The sequence below is a fragment of the Acidobacteriota bacterium genome, assembly GCA_016703965.1.
Classification (GTDB): Bacteria; Acidobacteriota; Blastocatellia; order Pyrinomonadales; family Pyrinomonadaceae; genus OLB17.
The window spans coordinates 44127-66821 of record JADJBB010000021.1 but is presented as its reverse complement, the minus strand read 5'-3'; the positions used below and the strand labels follow the sequence as shown (position 1 = coordinate 66821).

Annotated in this window: 17 protein-coding genes; 5 read left to right on the top strand and 12 right to left on the bottom strand. The window is 49.9% G+C overall.

Annotation, left to right across the window (positions count from 1 at the left end):
- Positions 1-134: 134 nt before the first annotated feature.
- Positions 135-581, bottom strand: coding sequence for an SGNH/GDSL hydrolase family protein (locus IPG22_07710; GenBank protein ID MBK6588164.1), 447 nt, complete (start codon positions 579-581; stop codon positions 135-137).
- Positions 582-767: 186 nt separating this feature from the next.
- Here IPG22_07710 and IPG22_07705 point away from each other — a divergent pair, with 186 nt between their 5' ends.
- Positions 768-1445: a hypothetical protein gene (locus IPG22_07705; GenBank protein MBK6588163.1), complete on the top strand. Its 678-nt coding sequence runs from the start codon at positions 768-770 to the stop codon at positions 1443-1445.
- 188 nt (positions 1446-1633) lie between these two features.
- On the top strand, positions 1634-1951 hold the full coding sequence (locus tag IPG22_07700) for a response regulator transcription factor (GenBank protein ID MBK6588162.1): 318 nt from the start codon (positions 1634-1636) through the stop codon (positions 1949-1951).
- A gap of 185 nt (positions 1952-2136) precedes the next feature.
- Here IPG22_07700 and IPG22_07695 read toward each other — a convergent pair whose 3' ends face one another.
- From IPG22_07695 to IPG22_07680, 4 genes are all read right to left on the bottom strand, one after another.
- Positions 2137-4158, bottom strand: a complete 2022-nt coding sequence (locus IPG22_07695) for a M1 family metallopeptidase (GenBank protein MBK6588161.1) — start codon at positions 4156-4158, stop codon at positions 2137-2139.
- Between the two features lie 138 nt (positions 4159-4296).
- The gene (locus IPG22_07690) at positions 4297-4494 is read right to left on the bottom strand and encodes a hypothetical protein (protein ID MBK6588160.1); all 198 of its coding nucleotides are present in this window, start codon (positions 4492-4494) and stop codon (positions 4297-4299) included.
- Between the two features lie 759 nt (positions 4495-5253).
- The gene (locus tag IPG22_07685; protein MBK6588159.1) at positions 5254-7206 is read right to left on the bottom strand and encodes a KUP/HAK/KT family potassium transporter; all 1953 of its coding nucleotides are present in this window, start codon (positions 7204-7206) and stop codon (positions 5254-5256) included.
- A 92-nt stretch (positions 7207-7298) separates the two neighbouring features.
- On the bottom strand, positions 7299-8006 hold the full coding sequence (locus IPG22_07680; GenBank protein ID MBK6588158.1) for a VTT domain-containing protein: 708 nt from the start codon (positions 8004-8006) through the stop codon (positions 7299-7301).
- A gap of 676 nt (positions 8007-8682) precedes the next feature.
- Between IPG22_07680 and IPG22_07675 the strand changes: the two genes are divergently transcribed.
- On the top strand, positions 8683-8826 hold the full coding sequence (locus tag IPG22_07675) for a hypothetical protein (protein ID MBK6588157.1): 144 nt from the start codon (positions 8683-8685) through the stop codon (positions 8824-8826).
- Between the two features lie 111 nt (positions 8827-8937).
- Here the strand turns inward: IPG22_07675 and IPG22_07670 are convergent, their stop codons facing one another.
- The 4 genes from IPG22_07670 to IPG22_07655 form a co-directional block, all read right to left on the bottom strand.
- The gene (locus tag IPG22_07670) at positions 8938-9627 is read right to left on the bottom strand and encodes a DUF2490 domain-containing protein (GenBank protein MBK6588156.1); all 690 of its coding nucleotides are present in this window, start codon (positions 9625-9627) and stop codon (positions 8938-8940) included.
- A 90-nt stretch (positions 9628-9717) separates the two neighbouring features.
- Positions 9718-9990: a UPF0182 family protein gene (locus IPG22_07665; GenBank protein ID MBK6588155.1), complete on the bottom strand. Its 273-nt coding sequence runs from the start codon at positions 9988-9990 to the stop codon at positions 9718-9720.
- A 473-nt stretch (positions 9991-10463) separates the two neighbouring features.
- Complete coding sequence (locus IPG22_07660; GenBank protein MBK6588154.1) at positions 10464-11864, bottom strand: sigma-54-dependent Fis family transcriptional regulator; 1401 nt, start codon at positions 11862-11864, stop codon at positions 10464-10466.
- Positions 11861-13312, bottom strand: a complete 1452-nt coding sequence (locus tag IPG22_07655; protein ID MBK6588153.1) for a HAMP domain-containing protein — start codon at positions 13310-13312, stop codon at positions 11861-11863. Before IPG22_07655 ends, IPG22_07660 begins: the two co-directional genes overlap by 4 nt.
- Before the next feature lie 622 nt (positions 13313-13934).
- On the opposite strand from IPG22_07655, the gene IPG22_07650 reads away from it, so the two are divergent.
- The gene (locus IPG22_07650) at positions 13935-15011 is read left to right on the top strand and encodes a hypothetical protein (protein ID MBK6588152.1); all 1077 of its coding nucleotides are present in this window, start codon (positions 13935-13937) and stop codon (positions 15009-15011) included.
- A 903-nt stretch (positions 15012-15914) separates the two neighbouring features.
- On the opposite strand, the gene IPG22_07645 is transcribed toward IPG22_07650, so the two are convergent.
- Positions 15915-18386 (bottom strand): protein kinase, encoded by a 2472-nt coding sequence (locus tag IPG22_07645; protein MBK6588151.1) that lies wholly within the window; start codon positions 18384-18386, stop codon positions 15915-15917.
- 3 nt (positions 18387-18389) lie between these two features.
- The gene (locus IPG22_07640) at positions 18390-18950 is read right to left on the bottom strand and encodes a sigma-70 family RNA polymerase sigma factor (GenBank protein MBK6588150.1); all 561 of its coding nucleotides are present in this window, start codon (positions 18948-18950) and stop codon (positions 18390-18392) included.
- Between the two features lie 129 nt (positions 18951-19079).
- On the opposite strand from IPG22_07640, the gene IPG22_07635 reads away from it, so the two are divergent.
- Positions 19080-22157 (top strand): PD40 domain-containing protein, encoded by a 3078-nt coding sequence (locus tag IPG22_07635; protein ID MBK6588149.1) that lies wholly within the window; start codon positions 19080-19082, stop codon positions 22155-22157.
- Positions 22158-22305: 148 nt separating this feature from the next.
- On the opposite strand, the gene IPG22_07630 is transcribed toward IPG22_07635, so the two are convergent.
- Positions 22306-22668, bottom strand: a complete 363-nt coding sequence (locus IPG22_07630) for a winged helix-turn-helix transcriptional regulator (protein ID MBK6588148.1) — start codon at positions 22666-22668, stop codon at positions 22306-22308.
- Positions 22669-22695: the final 27 nt, after the last annotated feature.

Genomic DNA, 22695 nt, shown 5'->3' with positions numbered 1-22695 from the left:
TCTGCTTTGTGGGGAATTCCCCGTTTTATTTGTCAACCAGGAAGCTCATGTCCGCTGTTGACGAATACATTCGTTCTCGATCGAAATGGAGAGGGATGTACGTAAATGTCGCCTTTGGATTAATTGGAGCTCATTCAACGATTGGTTAGAAAGCCTGCAATGAAAGCTGCTTGCAATTGGACATATTCATGCCTGTAATGGACGTGGTCTGAAAACGCCTCCGATGGGAATGTTCGGCTGAAGGAGTTCAGGTCAATGATCGGAACGTTAACCTTTTCAAAATAAAGCTTAGCTGCCTGGTTGTAATCTTCGACGTCTTTGCTGTCGCGAAAGAAACCGACATTCTTGCTATTGTGGATATCGTCATTCACGGGGGTAGAATTTATCCAGATCAGTTTCATTTTCATCGTTCTGGCTAGATTTCGGATCTTCATGAGATTTGTCTTGTATTCAGCCAATTCGATTGCCTTCTTGCCCGTTATTTTGTCGGACTTTATATCGTGCAGACCGCAATTGACCAGAAGAACATCGGCCGAAAAGTTCTTATCTTTCTGTAGCGTTTGAAGATATTGAACCACCATCCTCGAATCGCCACCGTTGCACCGACGGGCTTATCTAGATCTTGAATGGCTTCGCCGTTATCCCGTTTGCGATCATACAGATACCTTCCTTCCACGAACTTTTTCAAATACGGCCCATATTGAATGGAAATGCTGTCACCGATCACAAACAGTTTCCTTTTTGTTTGAGCGCTTCCGCTGCAAACGATGCACATAAGTAGAATTAGAACAGAAAGGGTTCGTTTTGCCGCGGGTGAGACGTCTGCATCGGTTACGAAAGTTATCCCCGCCAATGGTGCAATTGCTTTCCTTTTCAATGTCAAAAAAGGACAAACAATTGAATACACAGTCGACTATGACTTCAAAGAGAGCGACCTAAGAGTCTATTTGGGCGAACCGGGCGATCAGGATGCTTCAATACCTTCCGCTTCGAAAGCCCCTCAAAAGTTCGTCGTTAAAAAATCCGGCGACCACATGTTGGAGGTGACAAATACTACTAGGAAAAAAGCGACAATTACGCTCTTCCTTGATGTTGAGGCCCCTGCTTCAACCTCGGCAAACGTCGGTTCTTCCGGTTCGGAAAGAATTCTTACCCGAGGCGAAACCTCCGCGTCTGTTTCCAAAGATATTCCCGCCAATGGTGCAGTCGATTTCCTTTTCAATCTCAAAAGAGGGCAAACCATCAATTACACGGTCGAATATGACTTCAAAGAGAGCGACCTAAGAGTCTATTTGGGTGAACCGGGCGACCAGGATTCTTCGATACCTTCTCGTGCAAAAACCCCGAAAACATTTGTCGTCAAGAAATCCGGCGACCACCGATTGGATGTTACAAATACAACCAAGAAAAAAGCGCTAATTACGCTCTTCCTTGACGTTGAATAGAAAGAAGTGGAGAAGATTCTTCAGAACCTTCCGCACCAAAGGCCCCCAACATTTGTCGTCAGGAAATCCGGCGACCAGAATTTGGAGGTTACGAATACAACCAATAAAAAGTCACAATTACGCTTTATTTGGATATTCAATAAAAAGAAAGCTGTGCTGAAAAATCTGCTTATCGTGGAAGATAATCCATTGATGCGACGCCTGATCAAAAGCGTCGTGGAGGATCTGGCGTTATCATCCACGAATGCGAGGACGGAGCCGATGCCCTGGCCGCCTATGAAGAACATTGTCCCGATTGGGTCCTGATGGACGTCGAAATGAAACTAAAAGACGGCATCACGGCCACGCGGGAGATCATTAATGCATATCCCAATGCAAAGATACTCATCCTGACAAAATACGACTCCGGGCGCATCCGCGATCAAGCCAAAAAAGCCGGGGCGAGCATATTTGTACCAAAAGAACAACTACTTGCAATCCGGGAAATCGACCTTATGTTGGGGTAAAATGATCCAACCGGGCTGGGGGGCAGACAGACTAATGGCATCGAAGTACAGATCGGGTTGGTTTTCCGCCACACGCGCCGGGGCATAGATTCCCCAACTTATCTCCGGTCAATGAAGCCGATCCACCTACTCGTTTGTTTTAAGGTAATATCTAGGGCGGTAAAATCTTGTAGCTTTTCAAGATCTTATTTGCTGGCCCAAACATTATCCTTTGTGTCCGAATCGGGGAATCTCCCGTAAGGATCTAGAGTAATCTTGTGGATCTTACGTTTTCCAAAATCTAGGACGGCTTGAAAATCACGGTCGCCATTGAACCAGACATCTTCGTTCCATTTTATGATCGCCGTATTATCGTCGACTATTTGTGCGTTTGGCATTGCCTTGATCTTTTCGGTACCGTCAGAAAATTCGACTTTGAGCACCACAGGCGAGGGCATCTCGCCTGCTTGATGAATCGTAACTATCGCCTTGTCTCCTTTCCAAACAACTTCCTTGATCGAGCCGTCAACTCTTTCTGTGGTGAATAGCCAGTAATACCAGAACCAATTTAGGTCACGGCCAAGCTCTTTGTTCATGAAGAAAGTGAAATCCCAGGGTGACGGATGTTTGAACGCCCATGTTTCCACATATTTCTTAAGGGCCGAATTCATCGCAGCGTCACCGACTATTCCCCCTAACATCGAAAACATCGGTGATGTTTTGTTGTAGGTTTGATAACCATAGAAGGTTCCTCCATAGTTGGCATTCCACATCATCATCGGTTCATCTTCGTTACCGCTGACCCTACCGTAGCTCTGCCCCAGAAGATCTAGGTTAAATGGTCTCCCACCAGCGTCGGCAGCCGAAAGAATGTTTGAATATTGATTAAAACCTTCGTCCATCCAGCCGTATCGCGTCTCGTTTGTTCCCACCATCATCGGAAGCCATTGATGAAAAGTCTCGTGATCCGCGGCTCCCTGATTTGAGTTGATAACCATCGGATACTCCATTCCGGCACTTGGTCCGTCTTGCAGCGTCAACTGCGGAAAGGCGTATGGGATCAGTAGTTTTGAATAGAATTCCAGGGCATGGCGAGACCTTTTCCCGGCGCTTTCAAAGAAGCGAGATCTTTCGGGAAGGTAGAACATGTGAATAGGAACATAGCCTTTGGTCGGAATATTTGCTCTCGTCGTTCGCCATACAAATTCATTGGAGGTCGCCCACGCAAAATCGTTGACTTTCTCTGCCACGAAATGCCAGATATTCCTGTCGCGTGGTAATAGGGCTTTGCCGACTCCTCGTTCGTCTTTCTTGACGATCATTACTTCTTCGTCGGTCTTTAAAGCAGACGCAAGGCGTTCACGAACAAAAGGTGCAACTGCCTCATTGGCATTTTGCAGCACTCCCGTTCCACTAACGATCCAGCCCGCAGGAACCTCGATCTTGACGTCAAACTTTCCGTAATTGTTGTAAAATTCCGACGGTCCGAGGTAAACATTTGTGTCCCAACCACGCTGATCGTCGTATTTTGCCAGACGCGGAAACCATTGAGTCGGCTGGAAAAGTTTGGCGTCCCAACGTTGTGTCATCCGATGTCCTTGGCCGTCTGCTCCGCCAGGCAGTTTTGTGTTCCAGTCAATTTCAAGGGTCGCCAGAGAACGCGGTGCGATCGGTGTCGCGAGCATCAGCGTAGCAACAGTTTGATCTAAACCAATTGCATAGGATCTTTCGATCTTCGACTGCCCCGACTGGCGCTGTGGTGCCGGTGATTTCAGATCGACCTCAACTCCATTTATTTTGATCCGGGTAAGGGCCATTCCATCAGTAGTTTCGGCAGGCACGGAAAAGCCTCGCGGCACTCGCGGACGAAAAATATTATGGTCAAGCCGCAAAACGATGCGGTCAAGTGCATCCGGACTATTATTATGGATGGTGATCGTCTCGCTGCCGGTTATGGTTTGCGTGGAAGGGTTCAGACTTGCATTGATCGAAAAATCGGTTTCCAATTGCCAATAATTCGCCCCCGGACGACCAGAAGTATTTCTCGTTCCAGCCTGATACGCCTTCCGAATTGAATTTGTCAGCGGAATACTCCGGCGTATGGCCCGCTTTGCTGAGCCCCCCGAATCCTGGAGAATCGTAGGATTCAGAGGAGCTTCGGTCGTCTGTACCTGTCCGAAACCACTGCAGTTTAAGAACACGAGCCCGAGAATAATTCTTAATTTCATAACATTCCTTTACGAAAAGCCTATTTGATAACCCCATGAATTTTCGTCATTCTAACTGTTTGTCATTGACCCCTTCGAAATAATACTACAACAGGGAAATCTTGAGCGGCGATGCGACCGATTTGTGCGTTGTCATTCCTAGGTTGAATCCGTGGGGAGCTGGCCTTCATCCCCTTCGCCAAAAAAACTCTTGACGAGATTCTGTTTTGCAGGCAATGTATCAAAATTCGATACATGATCTGAGCCGCTCCACCGGCGACGAGTGAAGAAAGCGGTTCCCCGGCGTTTCTTGAAGATCATTTTTACGGTGCTTACTCCCGAATTGAAGTCTCCCATAGGGGTTCCTTTTCGCCAGTTCCCGGCCGTCACTAACCTATACAATTGAGCTCAATAGGAGAGCCCCCCATGTCCCTGAAACCGTCATCCGCGAGTTCGAAGTGTCAAAAACTTCTCGGTGCCCTCGTGGCGTCTGTTCTCGTATTCCTCAGAAAGAGGGTGACGGCGAGGCCGGCCTTGCCGAGGTTTACGAAGGAGTTGAGAAGGTTCGGATAGACCGTCGACGAACCGTAGTTCCGACCCGCCGCGGCTCTTGCTCCATTATTCAGTTGCTGCAAGGTGGTTTCTGATAATCCATCGAAAAAGTCGGTGGAAAATATAACGGATAGTCCTCCATGTTTTCTAGGGATTTTGGGGACTATAAAATCCGGAACTTGGATCTTTCCCGTTATCGGTGAAAAAGGTGTCAAAATCCCGATCTAATGGACACAAGGGTTTATGGAATTTTACGGGGGCATTTCCTTTTCGTTGAACGAGTTATCGACATCCGTGGCTATCTGTGAATACGGGTGAAATGGTCTCGAGGGCGGCTGTTGACCGAAGGGTTGTAAGTTCGAGTATTACCTGCGGAGCCAAATTAACTAATAGTTTAGGCCGTTCAGCAATGAGCGGCCTTACTGTTCCCAAATTTCCACCAAAAACACCCCAAAAGGGCGCCAAAAAGCCCGGGCAATCGCAATTCACCGTAAAATCAGACATGACCCGAACCCAGCATACGTGGTTCTAAGCATTAACGACCAAAATCGCCTCAAACTTCATCTAGATTTCTCGGGTCAATTTCATATCCTTCGGTTCGGCGATGACTATCGGCACGGGCTCGATTTCAACATTGCTTGCATCCAGGCCGTAAGCATAATCTTCGCGGACGCTAAACCACCGGCGGAGGAAATAATACGAGTGCATTATGAAATTTTGTTTGAACGGCAATTCGTTCTCGTGACTCAAAAATGAGCTATGAAGGACGAAACGGATGTCGCCGTCGATGTCGTATTTCTCGAGCGCGGGATGGCGACTGGCAATATTAACCTCCTTGTTCTTTTGCAAGTCTTTTAGAGCAAGGTCGAAAAAGTAATTCAGACGGGGTTCAATTCGGAAGCCCAGCGTAAACGTAATAAAATAAACGTCTTCTTGCTCCAGGATGTCGACTTTGTATTTCATCGTGAAAGGTTCGTTGTCAGTTTTCACGTGAACAAACCAATAAACATCGGCCCGTTTCGGCGTTTTTTCAAGAACCGAACGAATCGTTTCCTGTTCGATTTTTTTGGGCGAATCCGAGCTCGTCAGGTAAACGAGGTGCGTCGCATACTGGGGCAGAGTGGTATCGTTACTGAGCTCCGTGAGCGTCTTAAAAAACGGTCCTGTGTCTTCCATAACCGTTAATGAACGGCGTACTACTCTGCCTTTGTACCAGATCCACATCACCGCAAACAGGATGAATCCAATGAAAATCGAGATAAAACCACCCTCGGGAAATTTTTCGAGATTGGCGATAAAAAATGCCCCTTCAATAACGACAAAAACCAGAGTGATCAATGCCGTCAGAACGATCGGAACGCGTCTTGAATAAAGATAGACAGCCAGCAAAACTGTTGTCATCAGCATCGTTAACGTGACCGCCAAGCCGTAAGCGGCCTCCATGTTCTTTGATTCGCGGAAATAAAAGACCACAAATATGCAGCCCGCCATTAATAACCAGTTGACTTGGGGAATATACAGCTGTCCGCGAAAATCGGTTGGATAACAGATCCTTTGCCGTGACCAAAAATTGAGACGGATCGCTTCGCCAACTAATGTGAAACTTCCGGAGATCAGGGCTTGCGAAGCGATGATCGCCGCACTTGTCGCTATCAAAATGCCAAATGGCAAGATGACGGGCGGCACGATCGAATAAAATGGCGCCGCTCCTTCGAGTGTCGTTCCGACCTTCGACATTAACCACGCCGATTGTCCCGCGTATGACAAAATCAGGCATATTTTGACGTAGACCCAACTTATCCGAATGTTGCCCCGCCCCACGTGTCCCATGTCGGCATATAGAGCTTCGGCTCCGGTCGTGCAAAGAAAGACGGCTCCGAGCAGGAAGAAGCCATGTGGATAATCCACTATCATCTGATAGGCGTAGTAAGGATTTAACGCTCGCAAAACCGAAAAATCCTGTGCTAGCGACATCAAACCGATGACGCCGATAAACGTGAACCAGATCATCATCACCGGACCGAAGAGTTTGCCGATTAGCTGTGTTCCAAACTGCTGTGTGACAAATAGGGCAATCAAGATTGCAATTACGATCGGCACGGTCGGAATGGTCGGTGAATAGATTCGCAGGCCTTCGATTGCCGACGAAACCGAGATCGGAGCGGTAATAATCCCATCCGCAAGCAAAAACGCTCCACCTATAATTGCGGGGTACACGAGCCAACTTCCCGAGTAACGCTTGATCAGCGAATAAAGCGAAAAAATTCCGCCTTCACCGTTGTTGTCGGCACGGAGCGAAAGGTAGGCGTATTTGCCGGTCGTTAAAAGTGTCAGCGTCCAAAAAACAGCCGAAAGTCCACCCAGTGCAAGAACGGGATCGATCGTCCGCGTCCCCACAATTGCCGACATGGCGTAAAGCGGGGACGTCCCGATGTCGCCAAAAACGATCCCCAAAGTTACCAAAAAGCCCGCAAAGGTAACTTTATTAATGCGGTGATGCTTATCCGTGTGCGTCATATTCGAAGTATTTACCTAAAAGGTCCCCTGATACCTGGACTCAGGAGACAATTAGTTCGTGTACGTTTGGCTTTTGCGGCCGTCCGGCGAGCTTAGGTTTCTCGGACATACAAACGTTCGAGCGCATGTTTGCTGATCGTGCCGATAACCACTACTACAATTATTGTTGCGGCGATCCCAAATATAATTAGCGCGGTGTTCTGTTGGTTATCGAATGTCAATTCTGAAAGTCCCGCACCTAGAAAAACAACCGCCGAAGAACGCGGTAGCATCCCGACGAAGGTACCGATAACAAACGACTTCATCGGAACACGAGCCGCCGACATTAAAAAGTTCGTCAACGCAAAAGGCATGGCCGGCGAAAGCCGTAGCAGGGAGATTATCAATGCCGCTCGCCACATGCTCTGCCCGACCAAGGCCTGATAAATCGCTTTCGCTTTTGGATGCGTCTCAAAAACATGCGGAAGTCTGTCACCAACAAGGCGCGAGTGGATCAGGAACGAAAACAAAGCCGCCCCCACGATACCCGTGATCAGAACTGCAATTCCCAAGTCGAAACTAAACGTCCAACCCGCAAGTACGCCGACGATATTGGTCGGGAGGAGTGCAAACCCACAAAATAAAAGGATCCCCAGGAAATAGAGCGGCGTGCCGATTTCCCAGTTTTCGCGCAGCCAATTCCCAAGTGGCTGCGCGAACAATATCAAAACCGCACTTCCAAGTATTGGCAGTAACGTTGTTACGACAGCGATCGGTGTGAGTCTTCCCAACTCTCTGAAATATTGGTAGATTTTCCGCAAAAGTTCCTTGCTTGCTTGATTGTCTTTAAAAACTTTACTCGGTTGGAGTGCCTCGTTCGGCAGGTTTCTTAGTTGATAAACTTCACAGCTCCTATTTCCAAATTATAAACCCCGCCAACCAGAATGACTTTGCCGGTGTCAACCAGCCTTTCAGGATCGGACTATCCTTTGTGCTTCCTTCCATCACTAATACCTCGACAGTGTCAACCGTTCGCGGCGGCAAATGTCGTGGTAGTGATCTCTTTTTATTCCTTAGCGTAATCAACTTCTATTAGCCAAAAGCAACTCGCGTGCCTACAACGATCTGCGGAATAGGTTAGCGGTCTCATGGCTGTCTTCCGAGTGAAAACCGTGTCCGGATTGCGACCACTGGCGGCTCAACTACCGCACCTTGCAACAGATGTGTGGCAATTTGGGACCCATCGAAGCACCTTGATCCTTACTCCCTACCCACCAAAATTCCGGAATGCACTGTCTGGATTCTCTTTAAGTTCTTTTCCATATTTCGAAGGACTGCCACTTGGCTTGCAACACGGTGTCTTGAAAGCGCGAAAGGCCGTTGTGCCGATGAGATGAACGAAGTAGAGCAATGTTCAAACAACGCAGAAGTGAGATTGCGAAAAAAAACCAGTCAAGGTGGCGGCTCGCGATCTGCTGTCCATAGAATCATCAAACAATGAAACAGAAAATAACGCTGGGAAACACCTCTTCGGACGAGTGGGATGAAAACAATTTGCAGCTTTTGTTAGTTGTGCCGCTCGTGCAGACGGCGTGGGCCCGTGGAGCTATTGCACGAAGCGAAAAGAACCTGATTTTTTAGGCTGCTCGGGAGGCATGGTTTTCGCTGAGGAAATCAAATAGAGTAGGGGAGTGGATAGACCCGAAAGGGTTCGGCCGCCGGTAATGCCGCTCGCCGCACCCGAGCTATCGATTACTTTGCCCGTGGACTTATTCTTATTCGGAGGTTAACGCCGAAACCGTGAATGTTTTTAATTATTCCTTGTCGGTTTCTTTGCCAGACGTAGAAAAAATCGCTTGTCAAATTCTTGTTTATCCGCTTATTAAAACCAAAAAACAGTCGATTCCGCGTTATCTGTTTAGATTCAAACTGGTAGTAAACTTCATCCATCACATAGGGTTGAAATTTCTTTATTGGAAAGATAACTTGGATCCTACTGCGATAAAATGTAGGGTCGTTAGCAAGCGATTGACGTTTGCGATAGTCGAGCATATTTCGTTGCCGCAATTGCACTTTTGTCCAATCTTTTTGCAGATTCAAGGCAAAGCGAAAACGGCTTTCAAAAGCAGTTCGCCGGCCTCGCGTCGTTTCCGCACGGTAAAGATAACTTGGTTGCAGACTGATAAATTTATTGAAACGATATTCAAATCCGGCACCGATACGTTTATCGCCACCCTGGATCGTATTTCGCCCTAACCTGAAATTTCCAATAAACTGAATCGCAAACCGATCAAGTTCTTTGCCGTTTTCGTCTTTTGATGTGATCAGGGGCAAGCTGACTATGGTTTCATTCCAAAATTGCAAATCGCTATTGCTTTGAGATAACGAAACGCTCGATATACAGAACAAAATTGCAATCGCCGGAAATATTTGATTTTTCATCACTTCCTAATTAACCCCCTCCCGGCTAGTCTAGTTCGGTTTCCTGAGATCTCGGGGTCCCGGTTGATGCGAGCGACGACCTGTTTTAGGTCAATAGATGAGCTGTTGTTTCGGGAATCGATACGCCGCGAGTTTGCCGTAGTTTTCGCCATCTGACCGGGCGACCATCCACGCCGTTAGATTGTCTTTGCGTTGCGGTGTGAATGGCAGCATACGGATAAACCCTTCTTTCTGCTCGCCTGGCAATTTCATTATTGTCGAATACGGCTCCATTGATCTGGCTTCTTCCTTATCATTGGTACCGGGTGTCTGGGCTATCGTCCATTGATCTTCCTTGTTATAGAACTCCTGCGGCTCATTCATTTTATACGTCGCCTACACGCCTTCCGGCTCAAGAAGAACCGTCGAACAGATAGAATAAGTCCACATCCCCCTTGTCCATCGATTACAAGTGGTTTCCGTTTCTTTCGACGGCTCTTTTAATGACTGGAAAGCAAGCGTCGTACCACGTTCCCCCGTGGTACAACACTATCCCTTGATATCGATGAAAGATGGTTACAACAAAGAAATGACGGAGGAATTTTAGATGTTCTGATGTATTAGACGCGAAAAACGAAAAGCCGATAATTCTAGTCGAGATCTTCTTTGACGTTGAGATTGTCCCAGTTCACCCCAATGCTGGGCCGGAAAGAAACAGCGGCGAATCAATTAAACATATTGCCTTTAGCTTTTTCGAGGCTTCGTTCTGCTTACTCACCACAGGCCGAAAAAACGGCGTTACACATCGAAACAACGGGGACTCACGAAATTAGTTTTGCTTTCGTTTCCATAAATATTCAGAAACTGGCTGCGTCGTCTTTTTGAATCGGCAGATCAGAGTTGCTTTCACGATACTCGTCTAGTTTGCGGTAAAGGGTTTTTCGGTCTAAGCCGAGCGTTTCGGCCGCGCGCGATTTGTTACCGCCGGATTCACGAAGGACCTCCAAGATATATTCGCGTTCCAGGTCGGCAAGCGTCAGACGTTTCGATTTTGCGGTGGCGAGAATTGCGGTAGTTTGACTACTCGCCTCGCGTATCCGGTCGGGCAAGTCCTCGATCGTCAAAACCGGGCCACGTGCCAGAGCAACCGCTCTTTCAATTGTGTTTTCCAATTCGCGCACATTACCTTGCCACGAATACACGGTCAGCAGCGCGAGCGTGTCAGGAGTGATCGAACGAGGTACGGTGTTTTGTTTTTTTGCGATCTTCGCCAAAAAATGTTCGACCAGCAGGGGAATGTCAAAGGTGCGAATTCGCAGAGGCGGGACAGAGAGATGAATAACGTTGATGCGCCAATACAGATCTTCCCGAAATTCGCCGCTTGCCACCGCTTTCTCCAAATCACGGTTGCTTGCCGCGATCAAACGCACGTCAACCTGCCTTTCCCTATTGTCACCGACTCGGCGTATCGTGCTTTCCTGCAAGACTCGCAATAGTTTCGGCTGTATGTTGAGAGGTAATTCTCCGATTTCATCCAGAAAAAGGGTTCCACCGTCGGCGGTTTCAAACAAACCCGCTCGCGCCTGCCGAGCTCCAGTGAATGCTTGTCCGGTATGTCCGAAAAGTTCCGATTCGACTAGTTCCACCGGAATCGCGGCGCAGTTGACGGCGACAAACTCTTTCCGGCTGCGGGTCGAGGCGTCATGAACCGCTCGGGCGACGAGTTCTTTGCCCGTCCCGCTCTCGCCTGTGATCAGAATGTTGCTATCGGAAGGTCCAGCGCGGCTGATAATATCCTGGAGTTCGCGCATCGGGCGCGATGCTCCGATAATTCGGGTGTCCAAAGCCGGAATCTCGCGGAGCAGCATAGCATGAGCTCTGGCGGCCTCCGTCTGCATCAGAGCACCGGTGACAACTTCCAGTAAGTCTTTTGTCGAAAACGGCTTGGTTAGATACGAATATGCTCCTTGTTTGACCATTTCGACCGCATTTTCGACCGAGCCGAAGGCCGTTATGACGATGACCGGAGTTTCTGTGCGCGTCTGGCGCACCTTCACCAGAAGCTCGTCGCCCCTAAGTTCAGGCATCCGCACGTCGGTCACAACCAAATCGATCTTTTCCTGTTTGTTCTCGATGTGCGCGAGAGCGAAACGGCCATTTACTGCGGTAACAACTTCAAAATCCGCCTCAGTCAGGACTTCTTCGAGTAGCTCGCGCATGTCGGCGTCGTCTTCGACAATTAGAATTCGCTCTTTCATAGTTCTTCGTTCGTTGGTAAATAAATTGTAAACCTTGCCCCATTAGCGGTATTGTTCGAGGCTTCGATAATTCCGCCGTGTTCTTCGACGATCCGGCGCGAGACGGACAATCCTAGGCCCGTTCCCTCGCCGATGGCTTTGGTTGTGTAAAACGGCTCAAAGATTCGTTCGAGATTGTCGGGAGCGATGCCAGTGCCTGTGTCCGAGATCTCGACTACGACAAAGTTTTTGTCGTCACGTACGGTTTTGGAAATTTCGATCTTTAGTGCTCCGCCGGCCGACATTGCATGAAAGGCGTTATTGAAAATGTTGAAAAAGACCTGCCGGAGAAAGTCACCATCGCCCAAAATCGTCAAACCATTGTTTGCTTCGAAATCGATTCTTATCGTTTCACTCGCCTCAAATCCTTCAAGCACAGATTTTATCAGGTCGCCAATTCGAATTTCTTCTAACTGTAAATCATAAGGACGCGCCAGATTTAAAAGCTGTCGGACGATATGCGTGATCCGGACGCATTGGGATCGAATGATGGTTAGATTCTTGATCCGTTTTTCGACCGCCACGTTCGGCCTGCCGAGCAACTGTTCCGCCCGTGCGTCGATCACGTTGAGCGGAGCACCAAGTTCGTGGGCAATGCCGCTGGCGAGTCTTCCGACGGACGCTAGACGTTCGCTGTGGCGAAGTTCCTTTTCTAGATTTAAACGGGTTTCCGTTTCAGTCTGAGCCGCACTGCGTTGCTCGGCCAGATTCTCGGCCATTCGGTTAAACTCTGCGGCTAGCTGAGCGAGTTCGGAATGAGAATCTTTCACGGCTACGCGGTGCGATAGATCTCCACGTCCCAATGCTCTCGCTCCAACGAGAAGTGCCTCAATAGGGCGCGTGAGGTTTTGGCGTAAAACGATAAAAACAAGGAGAAAAATCGTCGCCAGCAACAGCAGAGTGGTTGAAAGCCAATTTAGGCGCGCCCGGGCAATATCGTTTTCAAGGAGTGCGAGAGGTTTTACGATTTCCACCGCGCCCCGTTTTTCGTCCGCCAATTTGATAGGCAGAAGAATGGACAAAAATTTACGATTCTGGATAAGTCTCACAAACTCGACCGGTTCACCCAACTCCAAAACCATTTTCAGTTCAGGCGGCTGGCGAAATTCCGCAGCGGTTACGATCTGTGAAAGAGACCGCAAATCGCCGCTCTCGCCAAAAAGGAATACGCCGTAAACCCGACTGTTTTCATGCAACCGGTCGACCAGTCTCTGAGCATCCGCCGTTCGTCCATTTTGATAATTTTCTTCGAGAGCGATTTGCAAAGTAACGGCGTGCGCCCGCAATTCGTCACGCAAAGTCGATTCGAGGGCGGCTTCACGCTGCCGCAAGCTTAAAAAACTTGCGATCAACATCACTGCACCGACGCCGAGCGTTAGCAGCAGAACTAATTTTGTGTTGATCCTCATCAGTTAAATCTGACTCCGATTGTGGCATGACAACTCATGGTTGTGGAAATTCACTACAGTTGATCGGCCTCTTCACACTTCTATGCTCTGCCATGAGTATGTGAGAGGGTCTACTATTTTTCCTTGTCTTTCCTTGATTTCATCGATATTCGGCAACAGCATTTGGCGGTACTTTTTTTACCTGGGTCCGTGGCACTTGTCTTGCAAACAGTCTTTGCACAAATCGAGCCACGCAATCGGGGCGAACATTCTAAGGTTATCGAGGTGACGTGATGAAAAACAAATTGATGAGAAAGCTATATCGGCTTATTGGAGAGAGTCTTTTCCCGCTATTAATACAGCGGTTTAGGAACCGGCCAAACTTCGCCGGAACCAAACGGCACAAAGAGGTATCGCCTGTGCGCGGAGATCTATCAACGGTTCTAAAGTTCTTAAAACACCGTTTAGGACAAACAGCTTCGAAGAGGCATTAGACCCAACTAGTCCACCCTAAGTTGAGCAGCCAAGATCTTGCGTTTTTTCAGCCGGAACAAATGCGTCTCAGGCACGGAGCCGTTCAGCAATCGTTCTTTCTGGCGACAGGCACAATCGCCCTTCAGCACGGGCTATAGGAGAAATTAAAATGAGCTCATTTTTTGTACGAGGATTTAGGGAGTATAAACGGCACATTGCCATGAAAAAAGCCTTTGTTGAGTGGGCCGAGCGATTGAAAACGATTTTGATGTCGGTTGATATAAAGGTGTCCGGCGGCGAGGCTGCTGAACGGGCACGAATTTACAACCATTCATCCCTTCTGCTCATGCCGCTTGTCGAAATCGCCTGGTCGGACGGACGCATAACTCGGGGCGAATTGGATCCGATCGTCCAGGCGGCTGGGGTTTATGGGTTGGTCGAGACTTCCGACGGCTATCGTGAATTGATGGAGGATTTGCTTTCGCGTCCGGCTCCGTCAAAGGTCGACGCAATGTGGGATGCATTTGGAGGATTGTTGAAAGATCTGCCCGATGATAGTCGAAAACTCGTATCATTTGGCCTTCTAAGCCAGGCCCAATTCGTCGCCGAGCAAGGCTCTGACAGCGTAATCGAGTTTCTCCGAGGCGAAAGAATAACCATAAACCAGGAAGAAGCGCTGCTGTTTCTCGCTAATCAACTAGAAAAAGCAAAGGAGGTCGCTGTGGAGGCTGATATTAAGAAAATCGTCGCTGCCAGGCTGGAAATAGAAAACACTCAAAGGGGGATTGAGGAACCCGCTGTTAACGGTGAGTATTTCCGGGAAGCCGAGGGTATGGCAACTCTCGACGACTATGCCCAATTGATTCCGCTCGTACCTCTCGTTAAAACCGCCTGGGCCGAGGGCAGAGTGACCAAACGCGAACGACATCTTGTTTTTGAGGCGGCCGCGCGAATGGGGATAAAGGACGGCTCAACGGCCCATCAACGACTGGCGGAATGGCTTGAATTGCATCCGACGGACGAGTTTTACGACCTATCGCTCGACATTCTGCGGCAGCGTTGGCAACATCTCGACGCGGACGAAAAAAGTCAGCGTAAATTCGATGTGCTTGCCGACTGCACTCGGATTGCCGAAGCGTCGGGCGGATCGGCCAATTTTCCGGCGGGCGGCGTGAAGATCTGCGACGAGGAAATTCACACCGTCAAACTCATTGCCAAGAAGCTAAACATCGCAGCGACGGTTTAAATCAACGATAAATCAAGTCAAAGGAGAAACGAGTAATGAAACCCGATTATCAATTTCCGCCTCAAGTAATTGTTTGGCGGGTAAAAGTGGTAATCACCAACAAAGATCGTTGATACGAGGAGACTTATATAATTATCATGTCAAAGAGATTTCAAATAGCTATAACCATTTTTAGTCTACTGCTTATTATCGGGGCTTCCTTCGGCATTGTCTGGGATGCGCAGAGAACAAACGAAAAGAACGAACGCGCCCCAAGGGAGATTTCTTCGCCGTAGGGAATAGAGTAGATGATCTCATCCAAACGCAGATGAAAGAATGCAAAAATACCGTGGAGTAGCAGCCGAAAAAGTCAGAGGAAGAAAATCGCAGTAGGTTCATTTACGGTGAAGAGTTTCTGCTTGCGAATGACCAGATCGAAATAAAAACTTGAGGAGCCAAAAAGATGAAAACCCTAAGGACCGGTATCTTAATTTTGATTGCGATCGCGGACCGGGATCCGAGTGAAATTTTTTGTCAAACCCCAATTTTTCCCATTTCCACCCCAAACCCCGCCAAACCGCCGTCGTTACTGACTTTGGTCAAAGGACTATCCCGCTCTGGTCACACTAAAACCCGAGATTGGTAGAGCAATTCCCAAGATTGGTCAAACGTTTTCCGGGACCGGAAAACACCAAGTTCCGCGGCGCGCTGGTGCCAAATCTGATGAGTTTTGCTTCGACGTCGATTTTCTCTCGATGGGTACCAAGATGGGGACAAGATGGGATATCTTGCAGAAAATAGAAAATAAGGTCATTCTCGCGTTATTACGATTCTCGTTGACGCCAATCGGGTATTTTTAAATCGCAATATCGCGAGTCTGACCCGAATTCCTTTCTTCAATAACGAAAGGGTCCCCGGTTAAGCCTATCTCGGTTTATCTGGTGGACGGTTCCATTTTTTGTATAGGTGTGACAGGCGTTTCTCATTCTCAAAGGACTGCTTGGCAAGGCGGGCTTGGTTTTGAAGTGCGGAGCGAACGGATAGCAGCAGGAACTCAGCTTCAGCAAACTTTTTTTGGGCGGTCAAACATTCGCCGAACGCGCTGTCGATCTCAATTCGGAGCTCGTTTTCGGGTGGCAGTGTGCCGGCTGCAGTTTTTGCATCACGAAGTTGCGTTTCAGCGACGTCCAGTCGTCCGCGCTTCACTAATGCGAGGCCAAGTGCCGCCTTTGACTGAAGCAGAAGCGGGTTGTCAGGGCGTCGTGTTGCCGAAAAAATGTCCACCGATGTTTGTAGGTCTTTAATCGCCTTATCCAGATCGCCGGTCAAGATATGCATCTTTCCGGACATCTGTTTTAAATAGGCGATATTTGGGTTCGGATCTCCTAACACGTCCCTGTATACTTCCTCGGCCTGATCCAGGCACGTTTCCGCCTCGCCATACCTTTCTTTTACTATAAGGATCCGGCCCAGGAAACCGGCGGCCTGAGCGATATAAATTCGAAACCGCGGGTCGAGGCCTTCGCCCCTGGCGATCGTTTGCCGAAATATCAATTCCGCCTCATCCAATTGTCCGAGCGCCTCATGCGCAAGAGCCGTCTGATTCAACGTTGCAAGATAATATCCATGCTGTTCCCCCAAGGCGAGTCCAATGAGAACGGAGGCCTCGGTCGACGCGGCTAGCGCTCCGGCCGCATCACCCTTCTGCATCACGTTTGCTGAGTAACCGAAAAGGGCATATCCGAGATCTTCGTTTGATCCCGATCCATTTCGCGCAATTTTGACAGCCCGTTCGGAAACAGCGGAGCCTTCCTCGAATTTGGCCTGATATGCAAGTGCCATTCCTAGCCACGCGAGGCTTGAACCCGTAACCGGGTGATCAGGTCCATTTGCCTTTTCGCTCAAAGTAACTGCATCGCGCAGGGCGGTTTCGGCGTTAGAGTACAATATGAGACTCACGTATGTTCTGCCGAGGGCAAGCAGGATCTTTGCCAATGCTGCCGGATCGTCAGCCAATTCAAGCCTTGCTCGATTCGACGCTTCTGCGAGCACGTCCCTGACCTTCACATCTGCGCCCTTTGCCTCGGGAGCGGCCGAGCTGAGGATGCTCTGGAGGAAAGCGTTCATTTTTTCAGATCGCTCCTGGGCCCTGCTGGCAACTCGAGCCTGCCATGTTGTTGTAATAATTCCGGCGATCAGAATCATGCCGATCATGAGCACCGACCCAACACCGATCCAGTGTCGTTTGATAAATTTTGAACTCCGATAGGCAAAAGTGTCTTCTGATGCTCTGATCGGCAACCCGCGCAGGTGGCGGTCGATGTCTTCGGCCATCTGCTCGACTGAGCGATAACGCCGTGCCGGCTCTTTTCGCATCGCCATGAGCACAATATTATCGATGTCGCCCTTTAGCGATTGGTGCCGTTTTATGGTTAACCGATCCCTACCGGTTGAAGTATTGAGCACTTTCAAACTCGGCTTTTCCGGTTCAACGGTCGACGCCTCATGGATCATTTTCTCGAAAGGCATTGGCTCCGAACCAAATGGACGGCATCCGGTTAGCAGTTCGTAAAGTACAACGCCGAGAGAATAAACATCCGAAGCAGTTGATATTGGCTCCCCTCGCAATTGTTCCGGCGAGGCATAGGCGGGGGTCAGTGCGCGAAAGGCCGTTGAGGTCCGAAACGCATTATTCTCGATGTCGGCTATTTTTGCGAGGCCAAAATCGAGAAGCTTAGGCTCACCGCCCGGTGTCACAAGAATGTTTGAGGGTTTAATATCTAGGTGAACGATCAAGTTGCCGTGGGCATAGGCAAATGCGCGGCAAATTTTCAAAAATATGCGTAGGCGATCATCGAGTGAGAGATCATGCTTTTCGGCGTGATCGTTCAGCAGGTCGCCAGCGACGTATTCCATCACCAAATAAGGCAACCCATCATCGGTAACCCCGCCGTCAAGCAGACGGGCGATATTCGGGTGATTCAGACCGGCCAGTATCTGCCTTTCCTGTCTAAAGCGCCGAATACTTTCTCGGCCGAGGAAAGCACTGCTGACAACCTTGATAGCGACTTCCTGCTGAAATTCACCGTCCGCCCTCGTAGCAAGGAACACCGTTCCCATTCCACCTCGTCCGATCTCGCGTACGATCCTGTACTGTCCGATCAACTTGTTTTCCGCCGATCCCGTATCGATCGGCAGAGCGTCCGGCACGGCAAATGCGGGTGCCTCGATGAAGTTTTCGACTTCGCCGTTTGCACTCAGCAGAGCGACGATCTCGACCCGAAGGTCATTGTTACCGTTGCAGGCAACATCGAGTTTATTTTTACGTTCAGACGGCGGGAGATCAACGATCTCTGAGAAGATGTCTTTGACTTGTTTCCACAATTCCGCGTCCATACATCAAGCTTTCATCCGATTGAAAAGCCATGCTTTTGCTATCTGCCAGTCACGTTTCACTGTCGAATCAGAGACGGCCAGGGCATGGGCGGTTTCCTCGATCGTTAAGCCGCCAAAGAAACGGAGTTCGACGATCCTTGCCTGCTGCGGATCGAAAGTCGCAAGTTCGTTCAGAGCGTCGTCAATGGATAACAGATCGACCTCGCTGCGGTTTGGAAAGCTGACGGCCTGATCAAGCGCGATCGTTCGCAGGCCGCCGCCGCGCTTCAATGCATTCTTCTCGCGGGCGTAGTCGACAAGTATCTTTCGCATCATTTGAGCGGCGGCGGCAAAGAAGTGGGCACGATTTTGCCATGACACGTTCTTCCAGTCAACAAGCTGAATATAGGCCTCGTGAACGAGTGCCGTAGCCTGCAGCGTGTGGTCGCTACGCTCGTTCTTCATGTAACCATGAGCGAGACGGCGCAATTCGTCATACACAAGAAGCAACAACCGCTCGGGAGCAGCCTCGTCCCCAGAGCCGATGGCCTCTAGCATCTGCGTGACATCTTGCGCATCATCCATATAGGTTCCCTGAATTATACGCCTAAACGCCAAATCTACAGATTTAGTTTAAGTTTTTTGACCTAATTTGTTGCCGTATTACGCCTTGTACGGCAGATCGGATCGTTTTTCCAGGGGAGGAGCAGGGAGATGAAGAGGACGAAGGCATTTTGGTGGAGCAAAATAATAGTGGCCGCCACGGTGGTCGGTAGCATCTGCGCAGCGGCAGCTGGATCGTGGTGGACAGGCCTCACCGTCGCGAACAGTGAGGGATCAGGGGTGTCAACACTCGCCAATGGCAAGATCGCGTTCACGAGTACCCGTAACGGAGGCAGCGAAATCTACGTAATGGATGCCAACGGCGCGAATCAGACTCGTCTGACGAACAATTCGGCGTCGGATAATCGTCCTGCCTGGTCGCCCGCCGGCACGAAGATCGCGTTTAACAGCACACGTGATGGCAACAATGAGGTCTATGTAATGGACGCCAACGGCGCGAATCAGACTCGCCTTACAAACAATTCGGCCTCGGATGAAGATCCCTGTTGGTCACCCGACGGCACGAAGATCGCGTTTGCGAGCACGCGTGACGGCAATTATGAGGTCTACGTAATGGATGCGAATGGGGTGAATCAGACACGCCTCACAAACAGTACGGGAACTGATTACGCACCGAGCTGGTCAACCGATGGTACGAAGATCGTGTTTTCGAGCCTGCGTGACGGCAACTACGAGATCTACGTAATGGACGCCAACGGCGCAAATCAGACCCGTCTGACAAACAGTGCCCTAAACAACCAGTTTCCTGCTTGGTCTCCGGACGGCACAAAGATCACTTTTCAAAGTAACCGTGACGGCACCTACGAGATCTACTCGATGGATGCCAACGGATCGAATCAAACTCGGCTGACCAACAATGCCGCGGACGACGGAGACGCAGCTTTCGCGCCGGACGGGACGAAGATCGTGTTTTCAAGCAGCCGTGATGGCAACGCAGAAGTCTACGTCATGGACGCCATCGGCACAAATCAGACGCGCCTTACGAACAATATGGCACAAGATGGCGAACCCGACTGGCAGCCGGTGGCTACGCCAACCGCGACACCGACTCCAACTCTGACGCCAACTCCAACGCCGACGCCAACTCCAACACCCACACCTACGCCCCCAGCCTGCCCAACATGCTTTTCAAGTGCGCAATCGGGCAGCTGGGGCAATGCGGCCACGTGGGGTGGCGTTGCGGTGCCTGGATGCAATGACAGCGTGACGATCAACAGCGGGCACGTCGTCACGCTCGACGGAAACCGATGCGCGTTCAACGTCACGATAAACAATGGGGGTACGCTCGATCTTGGTGGCTTCGAATTCAATTTCAGCGGCAATGGCGTAACATTCACAAATAACGGTACATTTGCCAACAGCGGCGGTTTCAACCGTCTTATTGCCGCCAATGGCGGTGCCCATCAGACGTTCGCCGGGACCGGCACGTACAGCGGCAACCTTAGACTCCAGAATGTGAATGTATTCTGGCATTTTACTACAGGAGCAAATTTCACCTTCAACAGCGCAACTAACAACGTCAATATTCAACTTGAAAACGGAGTGTTGGACCTGCAAAACGGGCCACTCACGATCGCAGGTCCGTCCGGTGGACCAAACTATGTCATTTTCGAGAAGACCGGGGGAGATATTACCGGTCCGGGTGGGCTAAAAACGCAGGGTAATGTGAGGCTCAAGGCTACCAATAACATCATTACCCCCGTCGAAACCGTCAGCGGTACGGCTCAGGGCGAGGGCCTCTTCAGATCTGGTTGGACCGTGGGTACCGGTGCGTCACTTTCGCCGAGCGGTACCCTGAACATATCCAACCAAAACGGAGGCTCAGGCTTGATCATTGACAGCGGAGCAAGCGTTGATCTCGCTGGGAATCAACTAAACATAGCGTTCAATGCCCCGTTCACCAATAATGGCACTGTCAATAACAGCGGTGCGTTCAGCCGTATAGGTTTTACGGACAATGGCGTACATGCACTCGGCGGAAACGGCTTATACAGCGGCAACGTTGGACTCGAGATTATCAATAACACAACGAACATCCAGCCCGGTTCTTCACTCACCTTTGGTGCTCCGGCTGGCAACACTAATATTCAGGTTGATAACGGAGCCCTCCTCAACTTTAACGGACCCGGGAGCCTCACTTTGTCGGGAGGCGTCTCGAATCTCTCGAACAACGGTGCGATCAAATTCAATGAAAACGGCGCTTCCTGTGCCTCGGCTAGCAGGATACAGATCCGCTCCAGCGAAAACGGCACACAACGCGCCTGGAGCGGCAACTCAATGGCGCTAGTCAATGTTGACGTCCGCGATCAGGCAGGCACCGCAGTCGCAGGCGTTACGGGCGGCATTGATTCAGGCAATAACGGCACTAACTGGGCATTTAATGCTCCTTGTGCAAGTGCTCCGACACCGACGCCAACGCCGGTTGCAACCCCAACTCCGACGCCACCTCCAATGGTTACACCGACCCCTACGCCATCGGTTTCACCGACTCCGACGCCTGAGGCGACGCCATTTACGCCTGCGGGGACGAACGTTACGACGATCAATCCTGTTGGGAACGGCAGCGTCAACTTTTCGTCGGTTGCAAACGGTGGTATTACTGCTTTTACGCCGATCGATCCGATGACAGCCGGCCTGCCGCCTTCAGGATTCACGCTTTTGGGTGGAAACACCTCATACGAAATATCAACGACCGCGACAGTGACTCCGCCGATCGTCGTTTGTCTTCGTGCAAATGGGGTTGAAGACACCACCCTTTTCGGGCTCGTCCGGATTCTTCACGGTGAGAACGGTGAGCTCGTGGACCGCACGATCCTGGCTCCAGATAGTCCGGCCCCCGATTTTGCAACCCGTACCGTTTGTGCCAGGGTTAATTCCCTTTCTCCATTTGTCGCGGCTTTTGCACCGGTATCGTCCACCGTCACCGTTTCGGGCCGCGTTTTAACCCCGACTGGACTGGGGCTTCGCAATGCGGTCGTTTCGATGTTCGATTCAGCTGGCGTCAGGCAAACGGCAACGACCAGTTCGTTTGGTATATATACCTTCGACAATGTTCAGGCAGGCGGGAATTACATCATCAGTGTCGCGTCGAAACGCTACCGTTTTGCACCCAAAACGATGACGATCAGCACCAACCTGTCAAACGTGGATTTCGTCGGGTTGGAGTGAGATAAGGACACTCGTCTTTTTAGACGGCGGGAACTCTCGCCGTCTTTTTTATGGCTTTTTTAAGTTGACTGGGGATCCGTCCAGAAAGGCCGTTGCGGTGGGTCCTGGTGTAAGACTCTCAGAATTATCAGGCTTTACTGTTTTAGGGCTAAAAAATATTCGCAAGGGCCCTTTGGCGCGTTTCAAGCTGATCTTTCAGCCGGGTACAAACCAGATCGCATAAGTCGAATATCGTCTCGTCCGTAACGCGGTAATTCGCCGTCAGACCGTCTTTCCGGCGGGTAACGATCCCGCCTTCGAGCAGAACACCGAGGTGTTTGGAGACGTTAGCCTGGTTTGCCCCGGTCGCATTCACGAGCTCGCCAACGCTCATTTCTTTATCGCCAAGAGTATGCAGGATCCTAAGCCGGGTCGGCTCGGATAAGAGCCGAAACCTTCCGGCGATCAACTGCAATGCTTCGTCACTTAGTTCCTTACTTGTCATAATTAAATTCAAAACGACAGAAATCATTAAATTACTATATTACTCGTTAGCGAT

What these genes read in the sequence shown, in the direction of transcription:
- IPG22_07630 (MBK6588148.1), bottom strand. Translation starts at nt 22,668, where the DNA reads ATGATTTCTGTCGTTTTGAATTTAATTATGACAAGTAAGGAACTAAGT.
- IPG22_07695 (MBK6588161.1), bottom strand. Translation starts at nt 4,158, where the DNA reads ATGAAATTAAGAATTATTCTCGGGCTCGTGTTCTTAAACTGCAGTGGT.
- IPG22_07645 (MBK6588151.1), bottom strand. Translation starts at nt 18,386, where the DNA reads ATGGACGCGGAATTGTGGAAACAAGTCAAAGACATCTTCTCAGAGATC.
- IPG22_07685 (MBK6588159.1), bottom strand. Translation starts at nt 7,206, where the DNA reads ATGACGCACACGGATAAGCATCACCGCATTAATAAAGTTACCTTTGCG.
- IPG22_07690 (MBK6588160.1), bottom strand. Translation starts at nt 4,494, where the DNA reads ATGGGAGACTTCAATTCGGGAGTAAGCACCGTAAAAATGATCTTCAAG.
- IPG22_07635 (MBK6588149.1), top strand. Translation starts at nt 19,080, where the DNA reads ATGAAGAGGACGAAGGCATTTTGGTGGAGCAAAATAATAGTGGCCGCC.
- IPG22_07650 (MBK6588152.1), top strand. Translation starts at nt 13,935, where the DNA reads ATGAGCTCATTTTTTGTACGAGGATTTAGGGAGTATAAACGGCACATT.
- IPG22_07665 (MBK6588155.1), bottom strand. Translation starts at nt 9,990, where the DNA reads ATGAATGAGCCGCAGGAGTTCTATAACAAGGAAGATCAATGGACGATA.
- IPG22_07640 (MBK6588150.1), bottom strand. Translation starts at nt 18,950, where the DNA reads ATGGATGATGCGCAAGATGTCACGCAGATGCTAGAGGCCATCGGCTCT.
- IPG22_07660 (MBK6588154.1), bottom strand. Translation starts at nt 11,864, where the DNA reads ATGAAAGAGCGAATTCTAATTGTCGAAGACGACGCCGACATGCGCGAG.
- IPG22_07675 (MBK6588157.1), top strand. Translation starts at nt 8,683, where the DNA reads ATGAAACAGAAAATAACGCTGGGAAACACCTCTTCGGACGAGTGGGAT.
- IPG22_07655 (MBK6588153.1), bottom strand. Translation starts at nt 13,312, where the DNA reads ATGAGGATCAACACAAAATTAGTTCTGCTGCTAACGCTCGGCGTCGGT.
- IPG22_07670 (MBK6588156.1), bottom strand. Translation starts at nt 9,627, where the DNA reads ATGAAAAATCAAATATTTCCGGCGATTGCAATTTTGTTCTGTATATCG.
- IPG22_07705 (MBK6588163.1), top strand. Translation starts at nt 768, where the DNA reads ATGCACATAAGTAGAATTAGAACAGAAAGGGTTCGTTTTGCCGCGGGT.
- IPG22_07710 (MBK6588164.1), bottom strand. Translation starts at nt 581, where the DNA reads ATGGTGGTTCAATATCTTCAAACGCTACAGAAAGATAAGAACTTTTCG.